The 22842-nt window shown below is 68.8% G+C and carries 18 protein-coding genes; 2 read left to right on the plus strand and 16 right to left on the minus strand.

Translation table 11 applies throughout. The annotated features are described in order from the left end of the window. Positions 1 to 148: 148 nt before the first annotated feature. From Q0654_RS09705 to mtnA, 12 genes are all read right to left on the minus strand, one after another. A complete protein-coding gene (locus tag Q0654_RS09705) occupies positions 149 to 742 on the minus strand; it encodes a YdbL family protein (RefSeq protein ID WP_298853208.1) in 594 nt (197 codons plus the stop codon). 602 nt (positions 743 to 1344) lie between these two features. After that, positions 1345 to 2943: a hypothetical protein gene (locus Q0654_RS09710; RefSeq protein WP_298853210.1), complete on the minus strand. Its 1599-nt coding sequence runs from the start codon at positions 2941 to 2943 to the stop codon at positions 1345 to 1347. A 43-nt stretch (positions 2944 to 2986) separates the two neighbouring features. Beyond that, positions 2987 to 3739, minus strand: coding sequence for a hypothetical protein (locus Q0654_RS09715; protein ID WP_298853212.1), 753 nt, complete (start codon positions 3737 to 3739; stop codon positions 2987 to 2989). A gap of 87 nt (positions 3740 to 3826) precedes the next feature. Continuing rightward, the gene (gyrA, locus tag Q0654_RS09720) at positions 3827 to 6472 is read right to left on the minus strand and encodes a DNA gyrase subunit A (protein WP_298853214.1); all 2646 of its coding nucleotides are present in this window, start codon (positions 6470 to 6472) and stop codon (positions 3827 to 3829) included. Between the two features lie 313 nt (positions 6473 to 6785). Further along, on the minus strand, positions 6786 to 8306 hold the full coding sequence (locus Q0654_RS09725) for a hypothetical protein (RefSeq protein ID WP_298853217.1): 1521 nt from the start codon (positions 8304 to 8306) through the stop codon (positions 6786 to 6788). Further along, positions 8303 to 9013 carry a DegT/DnrJ/EryC1/StrS family aminotransferase gene (locus tag Q0654_RS09730; RefSeq protein WP_298853219.1) on the minus strand — a complete coding sequence of 237 codons (711 nt, stop codon included), beginning with the start codon at positions 9011 to 9013 and terminating at the stop codon, positions 8303 to 8305. Before Q0654_RS09730 ends, Q0654_RS09725 begins: the two co-directional genes overlap by 4 nt. A gap of 233 nt (positions 9014 to 9246) precedes the next feature. Then, positions 9247 to 10233, minus strand: a complete 987-nt coding sequence (locus Q0654_RS09735) for a GNAT family N-acetyltransferase (RefSeq protein ID WP_298853221.1) — start codon at positions 10231 to 10233, stop codon at positions 9247 to 9249. After that, positions 10230 to 11186: a glycosyltransferase family 2 protein gene (locus tag Q0654_RS09740; protein WP_298853222.1), complete on the minus strand. Its 957-nt coding sequence runs from the start codon at positions 11184 to 11186 to the stop codon at positions 10230 to 10232. The genes Q0654_RS09735 and Q0654_RS09740 overlap by 4 nt, the downstream gene beginning before the upstream one ends. After that, positions 11183 to 12643, minus strand: coding sequence for a hypothetical protein (locus Q0654_RS09745; RefSeq protein WP_298853224.1), 1461 nt, complete (start codon positions 12641 to 12643; stop codon positions 11183 to 11185). The genes Q0654_RS09740 and Q0654_RS09745 overlap by 4 nt, the downstream gene beginning before the upstream one ends. Beyond that, positions 12618 to 13007 (minus strand): GtrA family protein, encoded by a 390-nt coding sequence (locus Q0654_RS09750; protein ID WP_298853226.1) that lies wholly within the window; start codon positions 13005 to 13007, stop codon positions 12618 to 12620. Before Q0654_RS09750 ends, Q0654_RS09745 begins: the two co-directional genes overlap by 26 nt. A gap of 4 nt (positions 13008 to 13011) precedes the next feature. Continuing rightward, on the minus strand, positions 13012 to 13938 hold the full coding sequence (locus Q0654_RS09755; RefSeq protein ID WP_298853228.1) for a glycosyltransferase family 2 protein: 927 nt from the start codon (positions 13936 to 13938) through the stop codon (positions 13012 to 13014). 262 nt (positions 13939 to 14200) lie between these two features. Then, positions 14201 to 15247 carry an S-methyl-5-thioribose-1-phosphate isomerase gene (gene mtnA, locus Q0654_RS09760; protein WP_298853231.1) on the minus strand — a complete coding sequence of 349 codons (1047 nt, stop codon included), beginning with the start codon at positions 15245 to 15247 and terminating at the stop codon, positions 14201 to 14203. A 158-nt stretch (positions 15248 to 15405) separates the two neighbouring features. Here mtnA and Q0654_RS09765 point away from each other — a divergent pair, with 158 nt between their 5' ends. Together Q0654_RS09765 and Q0654_RS09770 are read left to right on the plus strand one after the other, a co-directional pair. Then, a complete protein-coding gene (locus tag Q0654_RS09765) occupies positions 15406 to 16239 on the plus strand; it encodes a hypothetical protein (RefSeq protein ID WP_298853233.1) in 834 nt (277 codons plus the stop codon). Positions 16240 to 16603: 364 nt separating this feature from the next. Further along, on the plus strand, positions 16604 to 18424 hold the full coding sequence (locus tag Q0654_RS09770) for an AbgT family transporter (RefSeq protein WP_298853234.1): 1821 nt from the start codon (positions 16604 to 16606) through the stop codon (positions 18422 to 18424). Positions 18425 to 18714: 290 nt separating this feature from the next. Here Q0654_RS09770 and Q0654_RS09775 read toward each other — a convergent pair whose 3' ends face one another. From Q0654_RS09775 to Q0654_RS09790, 4 genes are all read right to left on the minus strand, one after another. Next, positions 18715 to 19620 (minus strand): hypothetical protein, encoded by a 906-nt coding sequence (locus Q0654_RS09775; RefSeq protein ID WP_298853236.1) that lies wholly within the window; start codon positions 19618 to 19620, stop codon positions 18715 to 18717. Next, positions 19617 to 20300: a hypothetical protein gene (locus tag Q0654_RS09780; protein WP_298853239.1), complete on the minus strand. Its 684-nt coding sequence runs from the start codon at positions 20298 to 20300 to the stop codon at positions 19617 to 19619. The genes Q0654_RS09775 and Q0654_RS09780 overlap by 4 nt, the downstream gene beginning before the upstream one ends. Positions 20301 to 20413: 113 nt before the next feature. After that, positions 20414 to 22354, minus strand: a complete 1941-nt coding sequence (locus Q0654_RS09785) for a S8 family serine peptidase (RefSeq protein ID WP_298853241.1) — start codon at positions 22352 to 22354, stop codon at positions 20414 to 20416. Positions 22355 to 22475: 121 nt separating this feature from the next. After that, complete coding sequence (locus Q0654_RS09790; protein ID WP_298853244.1) at positions 22476 to 22727, minus strand: hypothetical protein; 252 nt, start codon at positions 22725 to 22727, stop codon at positions 22476 to 22478. Positions 22728 to 22842 lie beyond the last annotated feature (115 nt).

Below are 22842 nucleotides of genomic sequence, written 5' to 3' on the forward strand. Positions count from 1 at the left end.
ACTGCGCTCGGGCGTTCGGCGTCTCGCGCGGCAGTGCCGCGCAAACGAGACGCCTGCCTTCGGCCCGGCCCTCGCGCACTGCGCTCGGGCGTTCGGCGTCTCGCGCGGCAGTGCCGCGCAAACGAGACGCCTCACCCCCCAATACCGGCTACTTCTGCTTCCACTCCCCTGAGGCATCCTGGTACCACCAGCCGCCGCGCGCGCTGTCGATCCACTGGCGGGCGAAGGTGTCGCGGATCTGCGCTTCCCATTCGGGATGGCCGTTGGCCACGGCGATCTCGCGGTAGACGGCGTTGCGGTCACGGTTATCGTCGGCCACCGCCTGGTTGACGGCGGCGCGGTCTCGCAGGCCGACCTTGCTGGCATCGCGCAGGCTGATCGTGCCGTCGCGGGCGAGGCCCAGCGCGCCGGAATCGAAATGCGGCGCCAGCGCGGACTGGAAGCGCTCGGCCATGCGGGTCTGGATGGCCTGGATCGCCGGCGTGCGGATGTTGATGTCGGCCGACTGCGCCTGTGCGGTCGGGAACACGAAGTCGAGCACCGCGCTGCCCAGGGCAGCCATGCCGCCCCCCTGCCCGCCTTCGGGCTTGGACTCCGGCTTGGGCTGCTCGCCAATGACGTTCTCGACGAACTCGCGGGCAGCCTGTTGGGCCTCGGCGGCTGGAAAGTACACGTTGATGGTGACGCAGGCGCTCAGGGTCAGCAGGGCCGCGGCGGCGAACAGCTTCCAGGGCTTCGGCATGGGGCTCTCCCGTGGGTAGGTGAGGCGGAGCATAGCGGCATGCGCCATGCGCTGTGCGGGCGCGATCTGCGCGGCATTCAGGGGCGGTCGCGGGGAGCACGCGGCTTTGCCTTCTGCACGGCGCCATCTGAGTCTGCGCTGGCGTGCTTTACGCGACCCCAGACCCTCGGCTTCGTTTACCGCAGGGCGTCAGTCGAGCTGTTGGCGCATGCGCTGCGCTTATGCGCCCTACGCGAACCCGGGCTGTCCGCTTCGTTTGGCGCATGGCGTCTCTCGAGCTGTTGGCGCATGCGCTGCGCTTATGCGCCCTACGCGAAACCGGGCTCCCGGCTTCGTTCACTGCAGGGCGTCACTCGAGTCGTAGGGCGGATAAGCGCAGCGCATCCGCCGTCAGCCCCTCGGCCTGAACACCTTTGCGCCATCAGCCCCTCGGCCTGGACAACTAGTGCAATCGGCTGTAGTGGTCCGGGCGAACCACGCCACCGGCTTCGACCTGCGCAAAGCGTCACACGCCGTTGCCGGCGCATGCGCATGCGCTGCGCTTATGCGCCCTACGCGAAGCACGTCTGACAGCACGGGAGACCTCACATATCGCAAAGCACTCAGCCCGGACGCAGGCGGGCGACGCGCACTTCGCCTTCGCTCGCCGCGCCGCGCATCCAGCCCAGCCAACGGCCATCGGCTTCACGCCGCGCCAGACCGCGGACCACACCGTCGGCGTCGATCAGCAGAAGCGGCTCGCCCGTGGATTGGAGCAGCTCGAACTCGACCCGGCGCCCGGGCTCACCGAGACGATTCTCGACGACGCTCACGCGCAGCAGATCGACCTCGACCGCAGTCCACAGCGCCGGATCGGTCGTCCGATCCAGCTGCCGCGCCTGCGGCCAGGCGAACACCGCGGCGCCCGCCCGCTGCAGCAACGGCAGCGCGTTGGCGAGATCCCTGAGTTCGGTTTCGCCGAGCGATAGCCCGGGCTCGATCACGCCCACGGCCGCGGCTAGGGCGCTGCGCTCTGCGGTCTCGGTCTGCCCCATGCCCAATCGATACATCCACAGCTGGCTGGGCAGCAGCAGCACGCACACCAGCAGGGCCAGCGCCGCGCCGCGCGCAGGCCTCAGCACGTCGAGCCCGACCAGCAGCAGCCCCGTCCAGAACAGCGAGGTCCACACCAGATAACGCGGGGCGAGCAGCTGATCGGCGTACTCTTCGAAATAGCTCGCGCGCACCACCACGATCAGGGCCCCGACGCAGAGCGCAAAGGCCGCGGTTGCGGTGCCGACGACGCTGAGCGCAGCCCTCGACTTCCAGCTCCGCCACAACGCACCTGCGAACAGCCCCAGCCCGAGCAGGCCCCAGGCCAGGTGCGGCCAGCGCGCCAGCATCACCGGACCGGCCGACTGTTCGTAGGCCGCAGCGATCGGCCCTGTAACGGCCCGCAGCAGCGTCGTTGGCACGCGGGCGGCGATCTCCGGATCCCACAGCGGCCAGCTGGCGAACAGCGCCGGGCCACCCAGCCAGCGCAGCAGAGACTCGATGCGAGCGGACACGCCGGCCACGCTGACCGACTCCGCCGTGCCGTCGCGCAGCGCGAACATCAGCAGCAGCACGCCGATCAAGGCGAGCGCCACCGGCAGCCATTCCCGCAGCGGCGCCCGCCGCAGGGCCAGCACCAGCAGCACGGCCGGAAACACGGCAAGACCGCTGCCAAAGGACAGGCTCGCGAACACCGCACACGCCGCCGCCAGCACGGCCGCGCCGACGCCCCCCCGCCACGCCAGCAGCAGACCCGCGAACAGGCCCAGCGTCACCGCATAGGCATGCACGGTTTCGTTGGCATGCATCAGCGCACGGAAATTGCCGACCCAGAACAGACCCAAGGCCAGCGCCAGCGCGACGGCGCCGAAGCGCGCGGGTTCAAGCGCGGCCCGTCGCAGGCCCAGCACCGCGACCAGCCAGCTCGCCAGCGCCAGCAGCACACCGACAGCGGTCTGCAGACGCTGGCTGGCGGCGAACCATTCCAGCTCGGCCACCCGCACCAGATCGGGAAACAGCTCCAGATGCCCGTTGTCCGCGCCCAGCACGTTGCGCGGAAAGGGCTCACTCAGAAAATGCGCGAGAAAACGCCACGCATCGGCATAGGGCACCTGCGGTGCCTGCAGCATCGCAAACAGCCCCCATCCAACGACCAGCGTGGCTGCCACTGCAGCCGCCGGCGCCCATGCGGGCGCAGGCGCGGATGCTCGGTCAGGCGTGACGACTTTCGAGAAGGAGGAAGGCGCGCTCGTCGTGCTCATGCGAGGAGGGATCCGAAGCCGCGGTGTCCCCTACCCTGCGATCGGCGATCACATTCCAGCCGCAGCGATCGGCGAGGCGCAGCAGGCCCGCCATCGAGAAGATCCAGTAGTTGGTCGGGTCGTTGTTGCATTCCGTGGGGTCCAACAGGTAGGCGAGCGGCGCGCGCTCCAGTGCCACCGCGCCATCGACGGTTGCGCGCGCGATGCGGGTGCTGAGGATGCAGTAGCGGGTGTGCTTCGCCAGCGTTTCCAGCACGTAGAACGGATTCTTCAGGTGATAGAGGATGCCGAGCAGGAAGACCAGCCCGTAGTGCCGGCGCGGCAGATCGAACTGACTGTCGAGATCCACTTCGTGGATGCCGATGTTCGACGCCAGCAGCTCGTGGAGCCGACGCGCGCCGCGCAGCCCATTCCAGTTCGTGGCGGGCCAGTCGAGGACATCGACATCGAATCCCTGCCGCTCGAAAAAGTAGGCCAGATCGCCGTCTGCCGCACCGATGTCGGCCAGCGGCTGACCTCGCACCGATTCCAGCAGGTTGGTGTGCGACTCACCGAGCAGTCCCTCGATGTGCCAGAGGTTGGACAGGATGTCGTACCCGTACCAGGTGAAATCCTGCGGCGGGTTGTCCGCCTTGATGCGACCCAGTTCCGGATGCCACTGGGCGGCGCGCTCGATCACGCGTGCGTAGGAAAGCTCGGTCATGAAAACACCTGCTCAGAAAGAACAAAGGCCGGCAAGCGCCGGCCTTTGAACTGTGCAGTGCGGACAAACATCCGCGCAAGTGCGCGTTTACTGCTCCGGCGTCGGCGCCGTCTCGGCAGAGCCTGCCTCCGGCGCTTCGCCTGCGGCGGGTGCGGCGTCGGCGTTCGCGATCGGCGCCTCGCCTTCCAGCTCGGCCTCGTCCTCTTCCTCGGCCGGAACGGCTTCCACATTGACCAGCTGTTCGCCCTTGCCCAGGCGGATCAGGGTCACGCCCTGGGTATTGCGGCCGACGCGGGCGATCTCGCCGACGCGGGTGCGCACCAGGGTGCCCTGGTCCGAGATCAGCATGACCTGCTGGGTTTCCTCGACCTGGATCGCGCTGACCAGCTGCCCGTTGCGCTCGGTGGTCTGGATCGCGATCACGCCCTGGGTGCCGCGGCCCTTCTTGGGGAACTCGTCCAGCGGGGTGCGCTTGCCGTAGCCGTTGGCGGTGGCGGTCAGCACGTCGTGCTGGCCCTGCACGCAGATCAGCGAGACCACCGATTCGCCTTCGGCCAGACGCATGCCGATCACGCCGGTGGCGGTGCGGCCCATCGGGCGCACGGTGCCCTCGTCGAAACGGCTGACCTTGCCGTTGGAAGCGAACAGCATGACGTCGGATTCGCCGTCGGTGAGCGCCACGCCGACCAGCGAGTCGCCGTCTTCCAGGTTGATGGCGATCTTGCCGCGCTGCAGCTGGTACTCGAACTCCTTCAGCGGGGTCTTCTTGACCGTGCCGCGGGCGGTGGCGAACAGCACGAACTGGCCTTCCGGGAAGTCACGCACCGGCAGCACGGCCTGGATACGCTCGCCGGCCTCCAGCGCCACGAAGTTCACCATCGGCCGACCGCGCGCGTTCGGGCCGGCTTCGGGCAGCTGGTAGACCTTGGGCCAGAACACCCGGCCCGAGCTGGTGAAGCTCAGCAGGATGTCGTGGGTGTTCACCACCCACAGGCGCTCGATGAAGTCCTCTTCCTTCATCGCTGTCGCCGAGCGGCCGCGACCGCCGCGCTTCTGCGCGCGGTAGGTGGTCAGCGGCTGGCGCTTGACGTAGCCGGCGTGGCTGAGCGTCACCACCACGTCCTCGGGTGCGATCAGGTCGAGGATGTTCAGGTCTTCCATGTTCGGCTGGATGACCGTGCGGCGGGCGTCGCCGAAGTTTTCCTTCAGGTCGCGCAGCTCGTCGCGGATGACTTCGAGCAGGCGCTCGGGGTCTTCGAGGATGCGGATCAGCTCGGCGATGACGTCGAGCAGCTTCTTGTATTCGTCGGTCAGCTTCTCCTGCTCCAGCCCGGTCAGGCGGTGCAGGCGCATCTCGAGGATTTCCTTGGCCTGCGCCTCGGACAGCTGGTAGCCCTCCTCGGTGAGGCCGAGCCCCGGCAGCAGGTCTTCGGGGCGCGAGGCGTCGGCACCGGCAGCCCCCAGAAGGGCGCGCACCAGACCCGGCTCCCAGCGCTTGGCCAGCATGCGCTCGCGCGCTTCCTGCGGGTTCGCCGAGGTCTTGATCAGCTCGATCATCTCGTCGATGTTGGCCAGCGCGACGGTCAGGCCTTCGAGGATGTGGGCGCGCTCGCGAGCCTTGCGCAGTTCGAAGATGGTGCGGCGGGTGACGACTTCGCGGCGATGGCGCACGAAGGCTTCCAGCATCTCCTTCAGGTTCAGCAGACGCGGGCGGCCATCCAGCAGGCAGACCATGTTGATGCCGAACACCGACTCCATCGGCGTCTGCTGGTAGAGATTGTTCAGCACCACGTCGGCGGCGGCGTCGCGGCGCACCTCGATGAACACGCGCATGCCGTCCTTGTCGGACTCGTCGCGCAGCTCGCTGATGCCTTCGAGCTTCTTCTCCTTCACCAGCTCGGCGATCTTCTCGATCAGCCGCGCCTTGTTCACCATGTAGGGCAGCTCGGTGACGATGATGGCTTCGCGATTGGTCTTCTCGTCGACCTCGATCTCGGCCTTGGCGCGCACATAGATGCGGCCGCGGCCGGTGCGGTAGGCCTCGTGGATGCCGGCGGCGCCGTTGATGATACCGGCGGTGGGGAAATCGGGGCCCGGCACGTGCTGCATCAGGCCGTCGATGCCGATCTCGGGGTCGTCGATCAGCGCGATGGTGGCGTCGATGATCTCCGATAGATTGTGCGGCGGGATGTTGGTCGCCATGCCGACCGCGATGCCCGAGCTGCCGTTGACCAGAAGGTTCGGCACCCGCGTCGGCATCACCGTGGGCTCGAGTTCCTTCTCGTCGTAGTTCGGCTGGAAATCGACGGTGTCCTTGTCGATGTCGGCCATCAGCTCGTGGGCGAGCTTGGACATGCGCGCTTCGGTGTAACGCATGGCCGCGGCGTTGTCGCCGTCGACCGAGCCGAAGTTGCCCTGGCCATCGACCAGCAGGTAGCGCAGCGAGAAGGGCTGGGCCATGCGCACCAGGGTGTCGTACACCGACTGGTCGCCGTGCGGGTGGAACTTACCGATGACGTCACCGACGATGCGCGCCGACTTGTAGTACGGCTTGTTGCTGTGCGCGCCCAGCTCGTTCATGGCGTACAGCACGCGCCGGTGCACCGGCTTCAGGCCATCCCTCGCGTCCGGGAGTGCGCGGCCCACGATCACGCTCATGGCGTAATCGAGGTAGCTCCTGCGCATCTCGTCTTCGATGTTGACGGGGATGATTTCCTTCGCCAGCTCTGCCATGCGGGGTCTCGATTCGGAGGTGGAATGCGCCGGCACACGCGGGATTTCGGCCCGTGGGCGCCGGCAAGGGACTCAGGGGTTGCTGCGCAGGGGGTGCCGCCGACAGCCTGCGAACGCCGCCAGCGGCGCTGACAGGCGGCCCTGCCAAGCCGCGGATTCTAGCACGTGGGCACGGGAGCCCAGTCCCAGCCTGCTGCATTCGCGAGATCACTGGATCCCCGCCCCCGCCTGCGCGAGGACAGGCTCCCGGCGGGGATGACGAATCCAGGTTCCTTCAAGAACACCGGGCCCGCGACGCGGGCCTGGGTGGCTCTCAAGGGCCGACCAGGCAGCTCGCCGGGTTCAGGCCCTCATCCAGACCATGCCGATCGAGGAAGCCCGGCGCGTACAGATTGAGCTGGCGGGACTGCAGCAGGGCGAACAGACGGTCGCGGTGCTCGGGCGGACTCTGGCAGATCACATTGCCCGGCTGGCAGACCGGCGCGGCCTGACCGGGATGCGCGCCCAGGCAGACCAGGTTGGAGGCCATGTCGCGGCTGTACTGGCGGATGTGCACGCCCTGCTCCCAGGCACGCTGGGACAGCAGCACCTGCAGGGACAGTCCGGCCACCAGCAGCAGGCCCAGGGCTGCGGCGGGCACCCTCGACAGCCGCGGCGCGCGCGCCAGCACCACCAGCAGCTGCAGCAGCAGGGCCGAGTTCGCCAGCTGGTAAAAAGCGACGTAGCGGGATTGCAGCAGGTATTCGGTGCCGTACACCGGCAGCCGCGACAGCAGGATGCCGGCGAGCATGCCGTAGCTGAGCAGCATCAGGGCTGCAGCGAACAGGCTCAGCGGGGCCGGCTGGCGATCGCGCAGCTGGCTCCACCAGAACGCCGCGTGTGCAGCCAGCACGAGCACGCCCAGGCCGTACTGCACTGGCGCCAACGCCACCTGCGGCAGCCAGAACGGCAGATGCAGGGGCTGCACGATGGAGGCCGTGGCCGGCAGCAGCAGCCAGCGCCAGGCCTCGCTCGCATGCGCCAGCAGCCAACCCAGGGCGGGCAGTAGCCCACCCGACTGGCTGGCTGCCACAGGCGGCATCAAGCTGGCATACAGACCGCGGTAGAGCAGCAGCCCCGCCGCGATCGCCACGGCGAAGGCCGCCGCCCGGCGCCATTGACCCAGGCGCCAGCCCGCCCAGACCAGCACCGGCAGCAGAGCGGCCACCGCCAGCAGGCCGGCGCCATCGAGCGCCACCTGCACCAGTAGGCTCAGCGCCATTGCCAGTACCAGCGATCCGCGCCGCACCTTGGCATCCGTCGCACCGAACTGCCAGCAGACAAACGCCATCAGCAGCAGCGCCGGCAGCAAAGAGAGATGGAAGAAGTTGACCAGCGACCAGTAGTAGATCTCGTGCGAATTCAGCGACAGCGCCATCGCCGGCAGCAGCAGCAGGGGCACGCTGATGGCGCGTGCCGAAGCCCCGGGCTGCGCATGCCGGCGCAGATGCCGCCAGGCCAGCAGGCACAGCAGCAGGACGCACAGGCTCAGGCCGATCAGCCCGATCACCGCCTCGAAGCGGAAGTCGAGACCCGCCCATTCAAGGTTCAGCCACAGGCTGGCGCGGTGCAGGGGCTGGGCGTGATCGCTGCTGTCGCGCTTCTCGAAGAACTGCTGCCAGCCCAGTGAGCCTTCGGCCCAGGGCTCGACGAAGGCATCCAGGAAATACCAGCTGTCGGCGAGCACCAGCGGATTGGCGACCCAGGTGCCGTAGCGCCAGGCGTTACCCAGTGACAGCAGTCCGACCAGGGCCAGCGCCAGCCAGGGCCAGGCGGCGGGGAGGCTGCGCTTCATGCCCGGGCCAGGTGGCTGCGCACGGCGTCGATGACGCGCTGCACGTCGAGGTCAGGCAGCCACAGCGGCAGGCGCAGCAGGCAGTCGCTGACCCGATCAGTGACCGGCATCGGCGCCGGCGTGCGGCCATAGCGCTGGCCGGCGGGAGCGCTGTGCAGCGGAATGTAGTGGAAGACCGGGCGAATCCCCTGCGCATTCAGCGCCTCGATCGCGGCCGTGCGCTCGGCGAGGGAATTGAACAGCAGGTAGTACATGTGGGCGTTGTGCTGGCAGTGCGCCGGCACGATCGGGCGACGCACCCTGCCCTCGCGCTCCAGATCGGCAAAGGCGGCGTGGTAGCTCTCCCACAGCTGCAGGCGTTGCGCGGTGATCGCTTCCGCCTGCTCCATCTGCGCGCACAGAAAAGCGGCGATCAGTTCACTTGGAAGATAGGACGAGCCCAGGCCCACCAGTACGAAGTTCAGCGCCATGAAGGGGTAGGCGCGGCTGAGCTCGAACTTGGTCATCGCCCCCATCCAGCAGATCATCGCCGCGAAGGCCGCGGCAATCGCGCTGATCACCCAGGGGTTCAGCAGCAGGCGCAGGAAGTAGCCGAACTTCTGCTCAGGCGAATCCGGCAGCGGGCCCGCGAGGCCGACCTGCCACTTGATCGCGAGCTGGCCGTAAGCGGTCAGCACGATGGTCAGGAGGATGAACAGATAGCCCATGGGAGGTCCAAAGTCTGAAACGTGGGGCAAGCCCGAAGCGAGTCGGCAATTCTCTCAAGAAACAGAACGCTTGCGACCCCATGAATCGTCGCCCCCGCGAAAGCGGGGGCCCAGGGTGGCTGGCGACAGAGGCGAGATCCTCTGGATCCCCGCATTCGCGGGGATGACGGTTCAGGAAGTTACTGAGCGCAGCCTTGCAGCAATCTGCCCTGTGCATGGCTTCCAGCCCGCAATCACGCAGACGCCGCGAGCAGATCGGAATGCAGCCAGGCCAGCGGGCGATCGGCAGCGTCGGTCAGCAGGCTGAGCTGGCGCAGGCGTCCTGACATACAAGGCCAGTGCAGCGCGCGCAGCCGCGCGCCACCAGCCAACTCACCGGCATTCGCGCGATACAGGCTGCGTCGCAGCGCCGGCGAGGGCGCGAATGCGGTGTCGAAGTCCAGCAGGGCCTGCAGCGCATCGCCCTGCCCCAGCGGATGAGCGGGCTGCGCGAGAACGCGCCCCAGCAGGGGCATCAGATGCACCGTGCTGCGGCTGGATTCGATGCGCAGGCCAAGCCGCGCCCACAGGTTCTGCACGGTGTGGTTGCCGGCCTGGGTGGCGATGCGGAAGCGGGTGCAGCCGGCGTCGCGGTAGTGCGCCAGGCTGGCTTCGATCAGGTCGCGATACAGGCCGCGACCAGCATGCGCAGGATGCACGCCGTGCAGCACGCCGATGGCGGTGCCGCCGTCCTCGTGCTGGCTGCAGGACAGCGCGGCGATGCCCTCCTCCGCGCGCACCACCCAGCACAGGCGCTGCGGATGGCCGATGTGCGACAGCGCCCATTCGACATAGCCCTCAAGCGCGAGGCGCGAGTCCAGCAGCGGGTTCGCGGTGTAGTGGTTTGGGTAGCGCTGGAACACCTGCTGCACGAGGGCCTGGATTGCCGGCGCGTCGTCCGGGCCGGCGATGTCGAGCTGCAGGCCCGTGGGCATCGTCACCGCGCACTCGGCCAGCGCGATCGACCAGGTCATCAGCGTGTCGGTCTGCTGCGGCTCAAGGCCCAGCGGACGCAAGGCCTCGATGCTGCGCTCGCGCCCGCAGGGCAGGCGCAGCACGATCCAGTCCCAGCCGCCGGCCAGCACTTCAGCCTGCAGCGCCGCCGCGTCGATGTCGTCCGCCTCCACGCGGCCCGCCTTGAGCCCAAAGCGCCGACCTTCGATGACTGACTCGCTGATCATGGGCGCGGTGGCTCCGCAGGGTTGAGACGCTCGGCGACCAGGTAATGCGGACGCCGCTTGGCCTCGCCGAAGATCCGCCCGACGTAGAGCCCAACCACGCCCAGGCAGGCGATGCTGACCCCACCGACCAGCCAGATCGAGGCAACGATGCTGGTGAAGCCGGCGACGGCGATGTCGCCGGCCAGATAGCGGTAGACGCTGGCCGCCACGAACAGGAAGGCGACCAGCGAGAACATGAGGCCGATCCGCACCACCAACCGCAGCGGCCGGTCCGAGAAGCTCATGATCGCGTCCAGCGCGAGCCGCAGCGCCTTGGCCAGGCTGTAGCCGCTGCGGCCGGAATCGCGCTCGGCGTGCTGCACCGGCAGCGTGGTCTGCGCAAAGCCCACCCAGCGCACCAGCAGCGGAAAGAAGCGCCCCTGCTCCGGCAGGCTGAGGATCGCGTCGACCAGCGCGCGGCTGTAGACGCCGAAGTTCGCGGTCTCCGGGTTGTAGCGCTCGCCCGTCAGGTACGACAGCGTCGCGTAGAAGCCCCGCGAGGCCATGCGCTTGAACCAGCCGTCGCGGCGCTGCTTGCGCTCGGCGACCACTGCATCGAAGCCCTGCTTCGCCCGTGCCAGCAGGTCGGGGATGAACTCCGGCGGATCCTGCAGATCGCAATCCATCACCACCACCCAGTCGCCGCGCGCCTCGGCCAGGCCAGCCGAGATCGCCGGATGCTGGCCGAAGTTGCGGCTGAAGCGCAGCGCGCGCACGCGGGGCTCGATGGCAGCAACTTCGACGATGCGCTCCCAGGAGGCATCCGGGCTGGCATCGCAGACCAGGATCAGCTCGCAGGCGTGGCCGGTCGACTCGACCGCGGCGATGACCCGTTCGCACAGGCGTTCGATGCAGCCGGCGCAGCCATAGACCGGCGAGACCACGGAGACCAGTGCAGCAGATGCGTGCTTCATGCAGACCCTCGTTGGGAAGCTGCCGCTGGCGCCTGCGCGTGGGCGAGCAGCGCCAACAGTGCGATGGCGAGTGCGATGGACAGGGGCGGCAGCGGATGCAGGTAGCGGAACGACACGATATGCGCGAACAGCAGCTGGCTGGCCACAAGGCCAAGGGCGAGCGTACCGAGCACCAGCAGGGCGGCGCGGCGCCGCGGCTCCGACCACGCGCGCCACAACGCCCACAGCGCCAGCGGCGCCAGCAGGAACAGCTGCAGGGTCAGCCACCAGCGGCTGTATTCGAACAGGCCCGCGGCAAGGCCGGGCCGCTCGAACAGCCCATCGGCGCGATAGCGCAGCCGCTCCTCGATCACCGCGAGCATGTCGGCATTCGGCGGCGTGTCGCCCAGATCGCTGCTCATGCGCGCCAGTGCGATCCCGTCATCGAAGTAGTCGGCGAAGGTCGAGGCGCCGAGACGCAGCAGGCCCAGCGGATCCGACTGCAGGGCGCGCACCGAGATCTTGCGTGCCACCCGCTGCGCGTCCTCGACTGGCATGCGTGCCTGCAGGCGGCCGAACAGACCGTCAGGCGACCAGATCTGCGCTTCGCGGGCGCGCGGGTCCTGCAGGGGCGGCCCGAGCTCCTCCAACAGGGCCGGATCGACGCCGGCGCGCGCCAGGTGCTCGGGGCGCACCAGCGGCGCCACCAGCCCAAGGCGCATCTGGCCCTGGGCGCCGATGTAGTCGGGCTCGGCACCGGTCAGATCGCCATAGGTCTGCTTGTAGGCCGAATGGCTGAGACCGGTCAGCAGCATCACGACGGCAAGATGCACGCCGGTCCGCAGCACCGCCAGCAGCGGGCGCCCGCGGTCGAGCCGCGCATGGTTATGCAGGGCGCACAGCAGCGGCGCGCACGCGCTCAGGCCCAGCACCACCGGCAGCAGGCTCATGCGCATCGACACCGCGCCCAAGCCGCACAGCACCATCAGCGGCAGCCAGCGCAGCTGCGCCGAACGCACATAGGCGACGGTCGCCGCGAGGCAGGCGAGCAGCAGGAAGCCGCCGGCCGCCTCAGCCATCATCATGCGTTCGTAGAACAGCTGCGAGGGCTCGACCGCCAGCAGCAGGGCGCCGCCAGCCGACCAGGCGAACGGCAGGGCCAGGCCGCGCCGCAGCAGCTGGAACAGGATCAGGCACGAGGCCACGCCCAGCAGAGTCTGCAGCAGGACGAGACTGTGCGCGGACTGCGCCCACAGGGCCAGCCGCACCAGCCAGGGGTAGGTGAAGCTGCGATCCGGCGGCACCCAGTCGGTCAGCGCTGCGTGCAGGTAGCTTCCGGAATCGCCCATGAAGAAGCGCAGGTTCGGGTCCAGCGCCAGCAGCAGCAGCTTGACCAGCAGCACCGCGGCCAGCACCTGCAGGGGCTCGCGCAAGGGCACTGCCGGGCCCATCTCAGGGGCGCGATGCGAAGGCGACATGCTTGGCTCCGAAGAAATTGGCGAACAGGCCCGCGATCGACCCCGCAGCCACCGCCAGTGCAGGCCAGCGCGCCGCCGTCACCGACAGCCAGACGAGCAGCGCATAGACCGCGAGATTCAGGCTGAGGCCGAACAGCTGGGTGCCGACATAGCGCAGCCATTCGGCGACCAGGCCACCGCTGGCGGCGACGCGGAAGGTGATGCTGCGATTGAACAGCCAGGTCGCAGTCACCGCGACTGGAAACGACAGCGCGCGCGCCGACCATGGATCCAAGCCGGCCAGGCTGACCCAGGCCTGGGTCATGCCGGCATCCAGCAGGAAAGCGAGGCCGCCGCTGACGCAGAACAGTGCGAACTGGCGCATGGGCTCAGAGCGGCGCCGGATGCCGCAGGTAGGCCAGCATCTTCAGCTCGCGGCGACCGCGCGTCACCGTATCGAGGATCAGGCCGGCGAAACCCGACAGGGCTGCGAGGATCATCAGCCCGGTCGACAGGATCGCCGTGGGAAAGCGCGGCACCAGGCCCGTGCGCATGAACTCCAGGATCACCGGGATGCCGAGGCCGATGCCGGCCGCGAACAGCACGAGCGCGATGCCGCCGAAGAAGGCCAGCGGCCGCTCGGCGCTGAACAGGCGCAGCATCGTCTTCAAGATGCGGAAGCCGTCCTTGTACGTGCTGAGCTTGCTGAAGCTGCCTTCGGGGCGCTCCTTGTAGGGGGTCTCGACCTCGCCCACGGACATCTTCAGCTCCAGCGCGTGCACGGTCAGCTCGGTCTCGATGTCGAAGCCGGCGGTAAGCACGGGGAAGCTCTTGGCGAAGCGCCGCGAAAACACACGGTAGCCCGACAGGATGTCCTGGCAGGGCCGCCCGAACAGCCGGCTCAGGAACCCGGTCAGCATGCGGTTGCCCCAGACGTGACCCGCGCGGTAGGCGGCTTCGGCTTCGTGCCTGCGCACCGCCACCACCATGTCGTGTCTGCCCTCGCGCAGGCAGTCGATCAGGGCCGGCGCGCTGGCGGCGTGGTAGGTGTCATCGCCATCCACCATCACGTAGACATCGGCCTCGACATCGGCAAACAGCCGTCGCACCACGTGGCCCTTGCCCTGCAGGCCGACATGCTGGACATGCGCACCGTGCGCCCGCGCGATCGCCGCGGTGTCGTCCTTCGAGTTGTTGTCGAACACGCAGATCTGCGCGTCGGGCAACGCGGCGCGGAAATCGGCGATGACCCTGGCCACGGTGACGGCTTCGTTGTAGCAGGGCACGAGGACGGCGACGCGCGGCGCAGGGTTCATGGCGGTAGACCGGTGCTTGAAGCAGTAGAAGGAAACGATTCGAGTGGATTCCACGGGCTCGCGGACAGCGCTCGCCTCGGCGATCGGGATCAGTGGGCCGCACGCGGCTGCGGGCAAGCTGATGCCAGCGACCTGTGCGGATGCCCTCGACGAGACCTCATCGGAGGCACGCACCGGCATGCGAGCACGCATCGGCCGCTGCGGGGTGCGGCCCGCGCTGGGCTGCCGGCAGCCCCTGCTGCCGGAGATCCTGCGACCGATCTCAGCGACCGAACAGCGCCGCCATCCGCGCCTCGTCCGGCTGCAGCACCACGCCGCGCTCGGTGACGATGGCATCGATCAAGCTGGCGGGCGTCACGTCGAACACCGGGTTCCAGGCCTGCACACCCTCGGCCACGGTGCGCACGCCGGCATAGCCCAGCAGTTCGTCGGCGCTGCGCTCCTCGATCTCGATCTGGGCGCCGCTGGCGGTGGCCATGTCGACGGTCGAGGACGGCGCCACCACCATGAACTTCAGCCCGTGGTAGCGGGCGGCGATCGCCAGCTGGTAGGTGCCGATCTTGTTGGCGACATCGCCATTGGCGGTGATGCGATCGGCGCCGACGATCACCCACTGCACCTGGCCGGTGCGCATCAGGTGCGAGGCCGCGGCGTCGGCGATCAGCGTCGCCGGGATGCCGTCCTCCAGCAGTTCCCACACGGTCAGGCGCGCGCCCTGCAGCCAGGGCCGGGTTTCGCCGGCGAACACGCGCTGCACGCGGCCTTCGGCGACGCCGGCGCGGATCACGCCCAGCGCGGTGCCGAAGCCGGCCGTGGCCAGCGAGCCGGTGTTGCAGTGGGTCAGCACGCCCGAGCCGGGCGCGATCAGCTCGGCGCCGAGTCGCCCCATCAGCCGGTTGGCGGCAAGGTCTTCGGCCTCGATCGCGGCGGCCTCGGCGGCGATGCGCTCGCGCCAGTCGCTGCCGCTGCCTACCAGGGCTGCGCGCATGCGGCGCAGCGCCCAGGCGAGGTTCACGGCGGTCGGTCGCGAGGCATCGAGCTCGGCCATCGCCGGCGCCAGCGCTTCGGCGGCCTGCGCACCGCTGGCCGCCTGCATCGCGCGCGCCGCCAGCACCACGCCCCAGGCCGCGGCGATGCCGATGGCCGGCGCACCGCGCACGGTCAGGGCATGGATGGCGCCCGCCACGTCCTGGCTGCTGCGGCACAGCACGCGCTGCTGGTGTTGGGGCAGCAGGCGCTGGTCGAGCAGGTCCAGCGCATCACCGGTCCAGCGCACGGCGCGCACACGGTCGTATCGGTCGTAGTCCATCGAGTGAATCGAAGCCCGGCAAGACAAAGCGCATAGGGTACTTGACGCGGTGCGGAACCAACACCGTCGGCTCTGTCGCGAGTTTGTACCGGGCCACGGCCGCCGGCGCACGGCCGCCGGCGTGGGACGCCCGCGAGGTCGCTGCTATGCTCGGACGCATGGCCACGCCCCGTACGCCCAAGACTGCCGTCAAGCGCCCTGCCGCCGCGCCGCGCAAGGTTTCCGCAGCACGCAAGAGCACCGGCAAGGCCGCTGCGAAGGCCCCCCCCGAGGAGCCGGCGGTGTCCGCCAGCAAGCGCGCCGCCAAGCCCAAGGCCGGCGCCCGTGCCGCGCCTTCGGGCAAGAAGCGCGCTGCCGCCGCGACGTCGCGGCCACGCACGACCGCGGCCGGGCCGAAGCCGCGCTCGGCAGCCCAGCGGGAATCCCGGTTCGACACGCTCGTACGCGCGGCCTGCCTGAAAGCCGGCACTGCTGCTGCGATCAGCAGCATCACCCGGCGCGTGCCCCTGCTCGGTCGGCTTGCCCCCACCCTGCTCGGCCCGCTGGCGGAAACAGTCGCGCTGGCCCAGGTCCAGCGACAGCTGGTCACGGCGATCATCGAACTCTACGAGGTCGAGCTGTCCGACCCGGAAACCCGCGGCGTGGTGCTGCTGGCCACGGCCACCAATATCGGCGCGCAGCAGCTGTCCAAGCGCAGCATGGACGCGATCCTGAAGCAGTTCGGCGAAGGCCTGATCGGCACCGTCGCGGCGCGCGTACTGCCGATGGCGACGATCCTCGCCGAGATCACCGCGGCGGTGGCGAGCACCTACACCGTGGCCAAGCGCGCCCAGGCCCTGTGCAAGCTGCCGGGAACCGGCGCCGGCAATCTCGCCGACCTGCTGCGCGGGCTGTCCGGCATCGACCAGCAGCGCCTGCTGAGCTGGAGCGGCGAAGCCTTCCGGCTGGCGATCATTCCCTTCCGCAGCGTGCTCGGGATGCTGTGGCGATAGAGCCGGGAATCGGGATGCGGGAATTGCGAATCGTTGAAGCGCGCGGCGCACGGGGATAGGGCAAGGCTCGTGCCGCCCCGCTGCCACCCTGATCTCGCTACGTTGGGACCCCAGAGCACGTGTCGGCTGCGCCGGCAGCGGACACGTGCTCTCCACCGCCTCCCATCGGGGGAGATCGGCGCAAATCGTTGGTTCGAGCTGCAGCAGGTGGCTGATGCTGGCGGCAAGGTCATGCACGTGGGCCGACGCCCCGCCCTTGACGATTCCCGATTCCAGATGCCCGGGCCGACGCCAAACGCCGGCCCTGTATAGTCCCCAGCCCTCGCGGCCCAACTGCGCCGCCTGCCCAACGCGAGACACGCCCATGAGTCAGAGCCCCGCCGCGCCGCGGCGATCCGCCATCGATGTGTTCCTCAACGTGGTCGAGCGCGGCGGCAATGCGCTGCCGCATCCGGCCACCCTGTTCGCGCTGCTGGCGCTGATCGTGGTGGTGATGTCAGGCATCGCCGCCTGGCTGGAGATCAGCGCCCAGCACCCGGCGACCGGCGAAACCATCAATGTCGTCAACCTGTTCTCGCTGGACGGCCTGCACCGAATGTCCACCGGCATGGTGAAGAACTTCACCGAGTTCGCGCCGCTGGGCACCGTGCTGGTGGCCCTGCTGGGCATCGGCGTGGCCGAGCACTCCGGCCTGATCGGCGCCACCTTGCGCCTGCTGGTGCTGTCGGCGCCTCGATTCCTGCTGACCCCGGTGATGGTGTTTGCCGGCGTGATGTCCAACATGGCCAGCGAGATCGGCTATGTGCTGCTGGTGCCTTTGGCCGGCTTGATCTTCCTTGCTGCCGGCCGGCACCCCATCCTCGGCATGGCGGCGGCCTTTGCCGGCGTCTCTGGCGGCTACTCGGCCAATCTCTTGATCGGCACCATCGACCCTCTGCTGGCCGGCCTGTCGCAACAGGCGGCGCGGATTGTCGATCCTGACTACACCGTCAACGAGCTGGCGAACTGGTACTTCATGATGGCGTCCACGCCAATCGTCACGATCTTGGGCTGGTTTGTCACCGAGAAGATCGTAGCGCCACGCTTTCCGAGGGGCGAGGAATCGCCAACCCCGCTCAGGGAAAAGCTCAGGTGGACCTGCTTCCTCGTCGAAGTGCTTGCCATCCCGACGATCGTGTGGTTCGTGTTGATACGAGGCAGCGAAGGGTTCATGCCCTGGGTGTACGGAATTGTCTTGGCCCTCGCCCTGATCATCATCGCTGTGTACCTCACCCAGCGCGGGTTCGGGCCGGCGGACAAAGTTGATTTGGGAGGCACGGACGAAATCAAACCGATGAGCTCCGAAGAGCTGCGAGGTCTGAAGGCCGCTCTATGGGCGACGCTAGCGATTGTGGTCGTGCTTGCTTGGAGTCTCTTGCCCCACGGCTTGGCTCCTGGAGCAGGCTTCATGAGGATCGAGGGAGAGCCGGACTTCCTGAAGTCGATAGCGCCGTTGCTCGCCAGCGTAGTTGCCGTGATCTTCACCATCGGCATCGTGCTTGGACTCAGCTACGGCATCGCCGCCGGCACCATCAAGAGCGACAACGACGTCATCAAGGGCATGGGCCAGAGCATGTCCACGCTCGGCGTCTACCTGGTGCTGACCTTCTTCGCCGCGCAGTTCGTCGCCTACTTCAACTGGACCCAGCTGGGCCTGGTGTTCGCGGTGGAAGGCGCCGGCGTACTCGACTCGATGCGCCAGCTCGTGCTGGGCGAGGGCGAGCCCGCGCCGTGGCGCTGGGTGCTGGCCAAGATCATCATCATGGCCGGCTTCATCCTGCTGACCGCGGTCGCCAACCTGTTCATGGGCTCGGCTTCGGCGAAGTGGGCGCTGATGGCGCCGATTTTCATCCCGATGTTCATGATCCTCGGCTACTCGCCGGAGCTGACCCAGATCGCCTATCGCATCGGCGACAGCGTGACCAACATCATCAGCCCGATGATGAGCTACTTCGCCCTGATCATCGCCTTCCTTCAGCGCTACGAGCCCAAGGCCGGCATCGGCACCGTGATCTCGGTGATGCTGCCCTACTCGGTGGTGTTCGCGATCGGCTGGTCGCTGCTGTTCGTGGTCTGGCTGGCCCTGGGCCTGCCGATCGGGCCAGGCGCACCGCTGCAGTACATCCCGGCGACGCCCGCGGGCTGATTGCTGCGGCGGCCTGGACCCGGGCGGCCGCGGCGGAAGTACGCTGACCCGGTGCTGTCGGCATCCCTGCGAATGCGGGGATGCCGTGGGCCACGCGGGTGACGCGCGCCCTACCCCTGCCGACCGTCCCGATACGTCGCCGCCCGCAGGTCCAGCGCTCGCTTGCGCTTACGCCCGCGCGGGCTGCTCAGGCCGGCCGAAGGGGTGCAGCGGCCGCACAGGGCTCGGCCCCGCGGTGCGGCGCCGGGTCCTGCAGCACGGGTGTCCACGGGGCCCGGCTCGCCAGCACCTCAATCGGCGAGCAGCAGTCGTGCGATGGCGTCCGCGATGGGCTGGCCGGTGCTGTGCTCGAACCAGGAGAACCCCGGCGAGGGGTTGACCTCGAAGCAGGTCCAGCCGCCGTCCGGGTGGCGCTTGAGATCGACACCTGCCACCGGCAGGCCGAGGCCCTGCGCGAGCGCGACGCAGCGCGCGGAGACGTCCTCCGGCAGCACACAGGGGCTCAGGCTGCTCTCGCCCTGCGCGTAGCGGTAATCGATCACCGGGCTGGTGCAGGCTGTGGCGAACACCTCACTGCCCACCACATGCACGCGTATGTCCAGGCCTTCCATCAAGGCCTGGAACTGCACCGGGCAGGCGCGGATGGCGTCCAGCCGATCCAGCGCCTCGGCGTCGAGCTCACGAACGATGGAGCGCACCGCCGAAGCGCTCTTGTAGATGACGCGGCGATGCTGCCGCAGGAACTCCCGCACCGCCTCGGGCTGGTTGCTGATCAGGGTCGGCGGCACGGCGAAGCCCAGCTCACGGATCAGGCTGATCTGGTAGGGCTTGGAACGGTTGCTGGCCATGGCCCCGGCCGGATTGAGCACGCGCGCCTCGCCGATGTCGAGGTAGCAGGCCAGGACCTCGTGGGCCTGGTCGCAGCCAGCGCGCGCCGACGCATCCAGCGCCCGGTAGCCGGCGAAGCGTCGATGGTCGAGCGCGCGCACATAGGCCGCACGCACGCCGGACAGATCGAGCTCGACGCCATCGTCCTGCACGAGCTTCGCCTCGAGTCGGGCACCGGCCGCATGCAGCCAGCCGGAACGCAGGGGGCGCTCGTAGTCGACCCACGCCGGCTCGACGCCAAGACGCTCCAGTGCTGAATGGACGCAGGCCATCGGCCCGTCCGAGCGACTGCCCAGCAGCAGGATCATCGCGCGCCCTCCAGAAGTTCGGCCAAGGCGTCGGCAGCCGACTCGCCGCCCCACGAGAGATCAGGCAAGGCGGTGGCCTCGCACAGGGCACCCTCGGCGCTGAAGCCGAGGCCCAGGATCGAATGCCCGCTGAGCGCGGCAAGACTTCGCGACAGACCTGCGATCGCAGGTTCCGCGGCCAGCACCTTCTCGCCGATCACGAGGCTGCGCTGCACCACCGGCGGCGTCGGGGCAGCCGTACCTCCCACCACGACAGGTGCCGCCGGAAAACCCGCGCGCGCCGCCAGCCGACGCCAGGCTGCGGTGGACAGCAGCCGCCCGCTCGGGTGCAGGGGATCGGGCCGATTGAAGATTCGCGCGCCGAACGCAGCGAGAAAGGCGAGGCTGATCGCCGCCAGCTCCTCGCGCACATAGGCGGCATCGGCGTCACCGCCGCCCACCCGCGGGAACGCCTGCGCACGGTTCAGGACCGCGCGGCAGCCGCGGGTATCGAGTTCCCCGCCGTCGGGAAGCCGCAGGCTCGCGCTCGGCGCAGCACCGGCTTCCAGTTGCCAGTGCAATGCACCGCGGAGGCCGAGCAGATCCATCGCCACTTGCCGCACCTCACCGAGGCGGGCGCGGAGACGATCCACAGCCCACAGGGCCGATCGATCGCCGGGATCACAGATCACCGCGTACATGCGCGCTCCCGCTTCTTCCTGTTGCGAGACATGGCCGGCTGAGCCAGCGCCGGCCATGCCCATGACCCGCAGGTCCGCTTCTGTTCCAAGCCGCGCGGACAGGCAGCGCCTGCTCAGACCTCCGCATCCTTCGCATCCTTGGCGGACTTGGCCGCATCGAGCTGGGCTTCGGCCTCCTGCCGCAGGCGCTCCAGCCGATCCGACTCGTCGCCATACGCGGCAGCGCCGACCTCCGGTCGCAGCTCGCTGCCGATGAAGTGTCCGAGCCTCGCTTCCAGCGCCAGCACGCGCGATTCGAGATCCGCAGCGGCCGGCCCGGCGATCACCTCGCGCACCTTGAGACCGCCTTCCTGCACGTCCTTGATCTTCTCGACCGGATTCTTCTCGAGCTCCTTGATGTCCTTTTCCTTCTCCTTCAGGTCCTTCTCCTTGAACTCCTTGGCGTCCTTTTCCTTCAGCTCCTTGATCTCCTTCTCCTTGAGCTCCTTGTCCTTGAGCTCCTTGCTGTCTTTCTCCTTGAACTCCTTGATGTCCTTGACATCCTTCACGCCCACCTTGCCGTCGACGGCATCCTTGATCGCCGACTTCGGGAACAGCGCGTTCCAGATGCCGCGGATGTCCGGGCGATTGCCGATGCGCTGCGTGCGCGGACGTCCCGGCGCGTCGGTCTGCGGGCTGCCGGTGGCGCGCAGGCGCGCGCGCGCGGTCAGCGGCGTCAGCAGGGTCGCACCGCGGGCGCGCAGCATGCCCTGCACGCAGGCCAGAGCGCCGACCACCACCGGACTGGCCGACGAGGTGCCGCTGAAGGTGTGGGTGTACCAGAGATCCTCATTGCCACCGCCCTGCAGATTGCCGTAGCCGGCGGTGCAGACATCGCGGCCATGCCCCTGGGCATCCACGCAGGCGCCCCAGTTGGAGAAGTCGAGCCGTGAGCGGTCCGGTCCGTGGTTGCCGGTGGGCGGCGCGCCAGCGCCCACGATGACGGCGCGGCAGTCCGGATTGGAACGATTGAACGGATTGCGCCAGGACGCCGGAAAGCCGTTGGGGCGCACGCTGTAGATCGCATCATCGAGATTCTCGGCGCCGTTGCCGGCCGCCTCGACCACGATGACGCCGCGGCTGGTGGCGAACTGGATCGCGGCAAAGTCGTCAGGCCACCACTCGATGGCGATATAGCCGCGCTGGTCCGCGCGCCCGGCGAAGTTGAAGCGCGGGCCCGGCCGGTGCAGCTCGATCAGCAGGATGTCGCCCGCCTGCAGGCGCTGCGCCGCTGCGCGAATCGCGGCCGACGAGGAGTTCCCGGAGCCGAAGATCGAGTAGGCACGGCAGTTGGCGTCCGAGGCGATGCCGGTGATGCCGAAGGCGTTGTTGTCGCCGCCGTAGACGCCGATCACCGCTGTGCCATGGTTGCGCCAGCCGATGTCGCTGGACTGCGTGCCGCCGATCACGCCGCCCTGGTTCTGACGAAGGTCTTCGTGCGTGTAACGCCAGGCGCCCTCGATGTCGATGATCCGCACGCCGCGGCCGCGGCCGCCGTTCTGGGTCCAGGCCCAGCGCGCGTCCACGCCGCCCGGCGCAGCATTCAGATAGTGCTGGCGCGCGGTGAAGTCGGGGGTGGTGGTGGGCGGCGCATCGGGCAGCGCCGCGATGTCCTCGAACAGCGCGGCCGGATAGCTGGGCGGCTTGACGTAGGCAGCTTCGACCGCATCCGTCGCCGCCAGCGCTTCGGCGAGCGCATCGAGTTCGCTGTCGGCGGCCTCGACCTGATAGAACGCCGCGGCATCGGGCATCTCGGGCGCAGCCGCCATCGCGCTTTCCGCGCGCACGCGATCCTCGCTGGCGCCGAACAGCGGATGCATCACCGCACCCGCACTCTTCAAGAGCTTGTCGAGCTTTGACAGGCTCATGCCGGAGCGGCTGCGCATGCCGTCCGCGAAGGTCGCGACTTCCGCCTCCGGCTTCATCATCACCACCAGTTCGCGCGGGCTGGCAGGCGCGCCGCCACCCTCGTTGCCCGGGCCGTCGCCGCGGGGCTTGTTCGTGTTCCTGGGCATAGCGTTTCCTCCTCATGGATGGGGCCGCCTGCAGGGCAAGCGGGTGCCGCCAGAGCGCTGCGAGGCGCTCCGTTTCGATGTCCTCATGGTGTGCGCGCGCCTCGAAGACGCCCGCTGCGACTCAGGGCGGCGCGTCGTCCGGCTTCAGGTAGCAGGCTTCGACGCCGGGCATGCGCTGGAGGCGCTCCGCCAGCGCCGGCTCGGCCGGCGACTCGATGATGAAAGTGCGTGCCCCGGGCTCGTCCGGCGCGTACGCGGGCATGGGAAACACCGCGCCGCCCGCGCTTTCGATTGCGCGCTGCACCGGGTGGGCATGTACCCGACCATGCAGCGCCTGCGCTGTCTCGTGATCTACCACCAGAGTGATACTCATAGGGCTCATCGCCTCCCGATGCCGCGCAACCTGCCGGATGCGTCAGCCTTGGATCAGTTGTGCTGCAGCCCCCTGCTGCCAGGCTCAGGAGCAGGGTGGACACACACTGTCCCAG

Source organism: uncultured Aquimonas sp., from assembly GCF_937888285.1.
Taxonomy (GTDB): Bacteria; Pseudomonadota; Gammaproteobacteria; order Xanthomonadales; family Xanthomonadaceae; genus Aquimonas.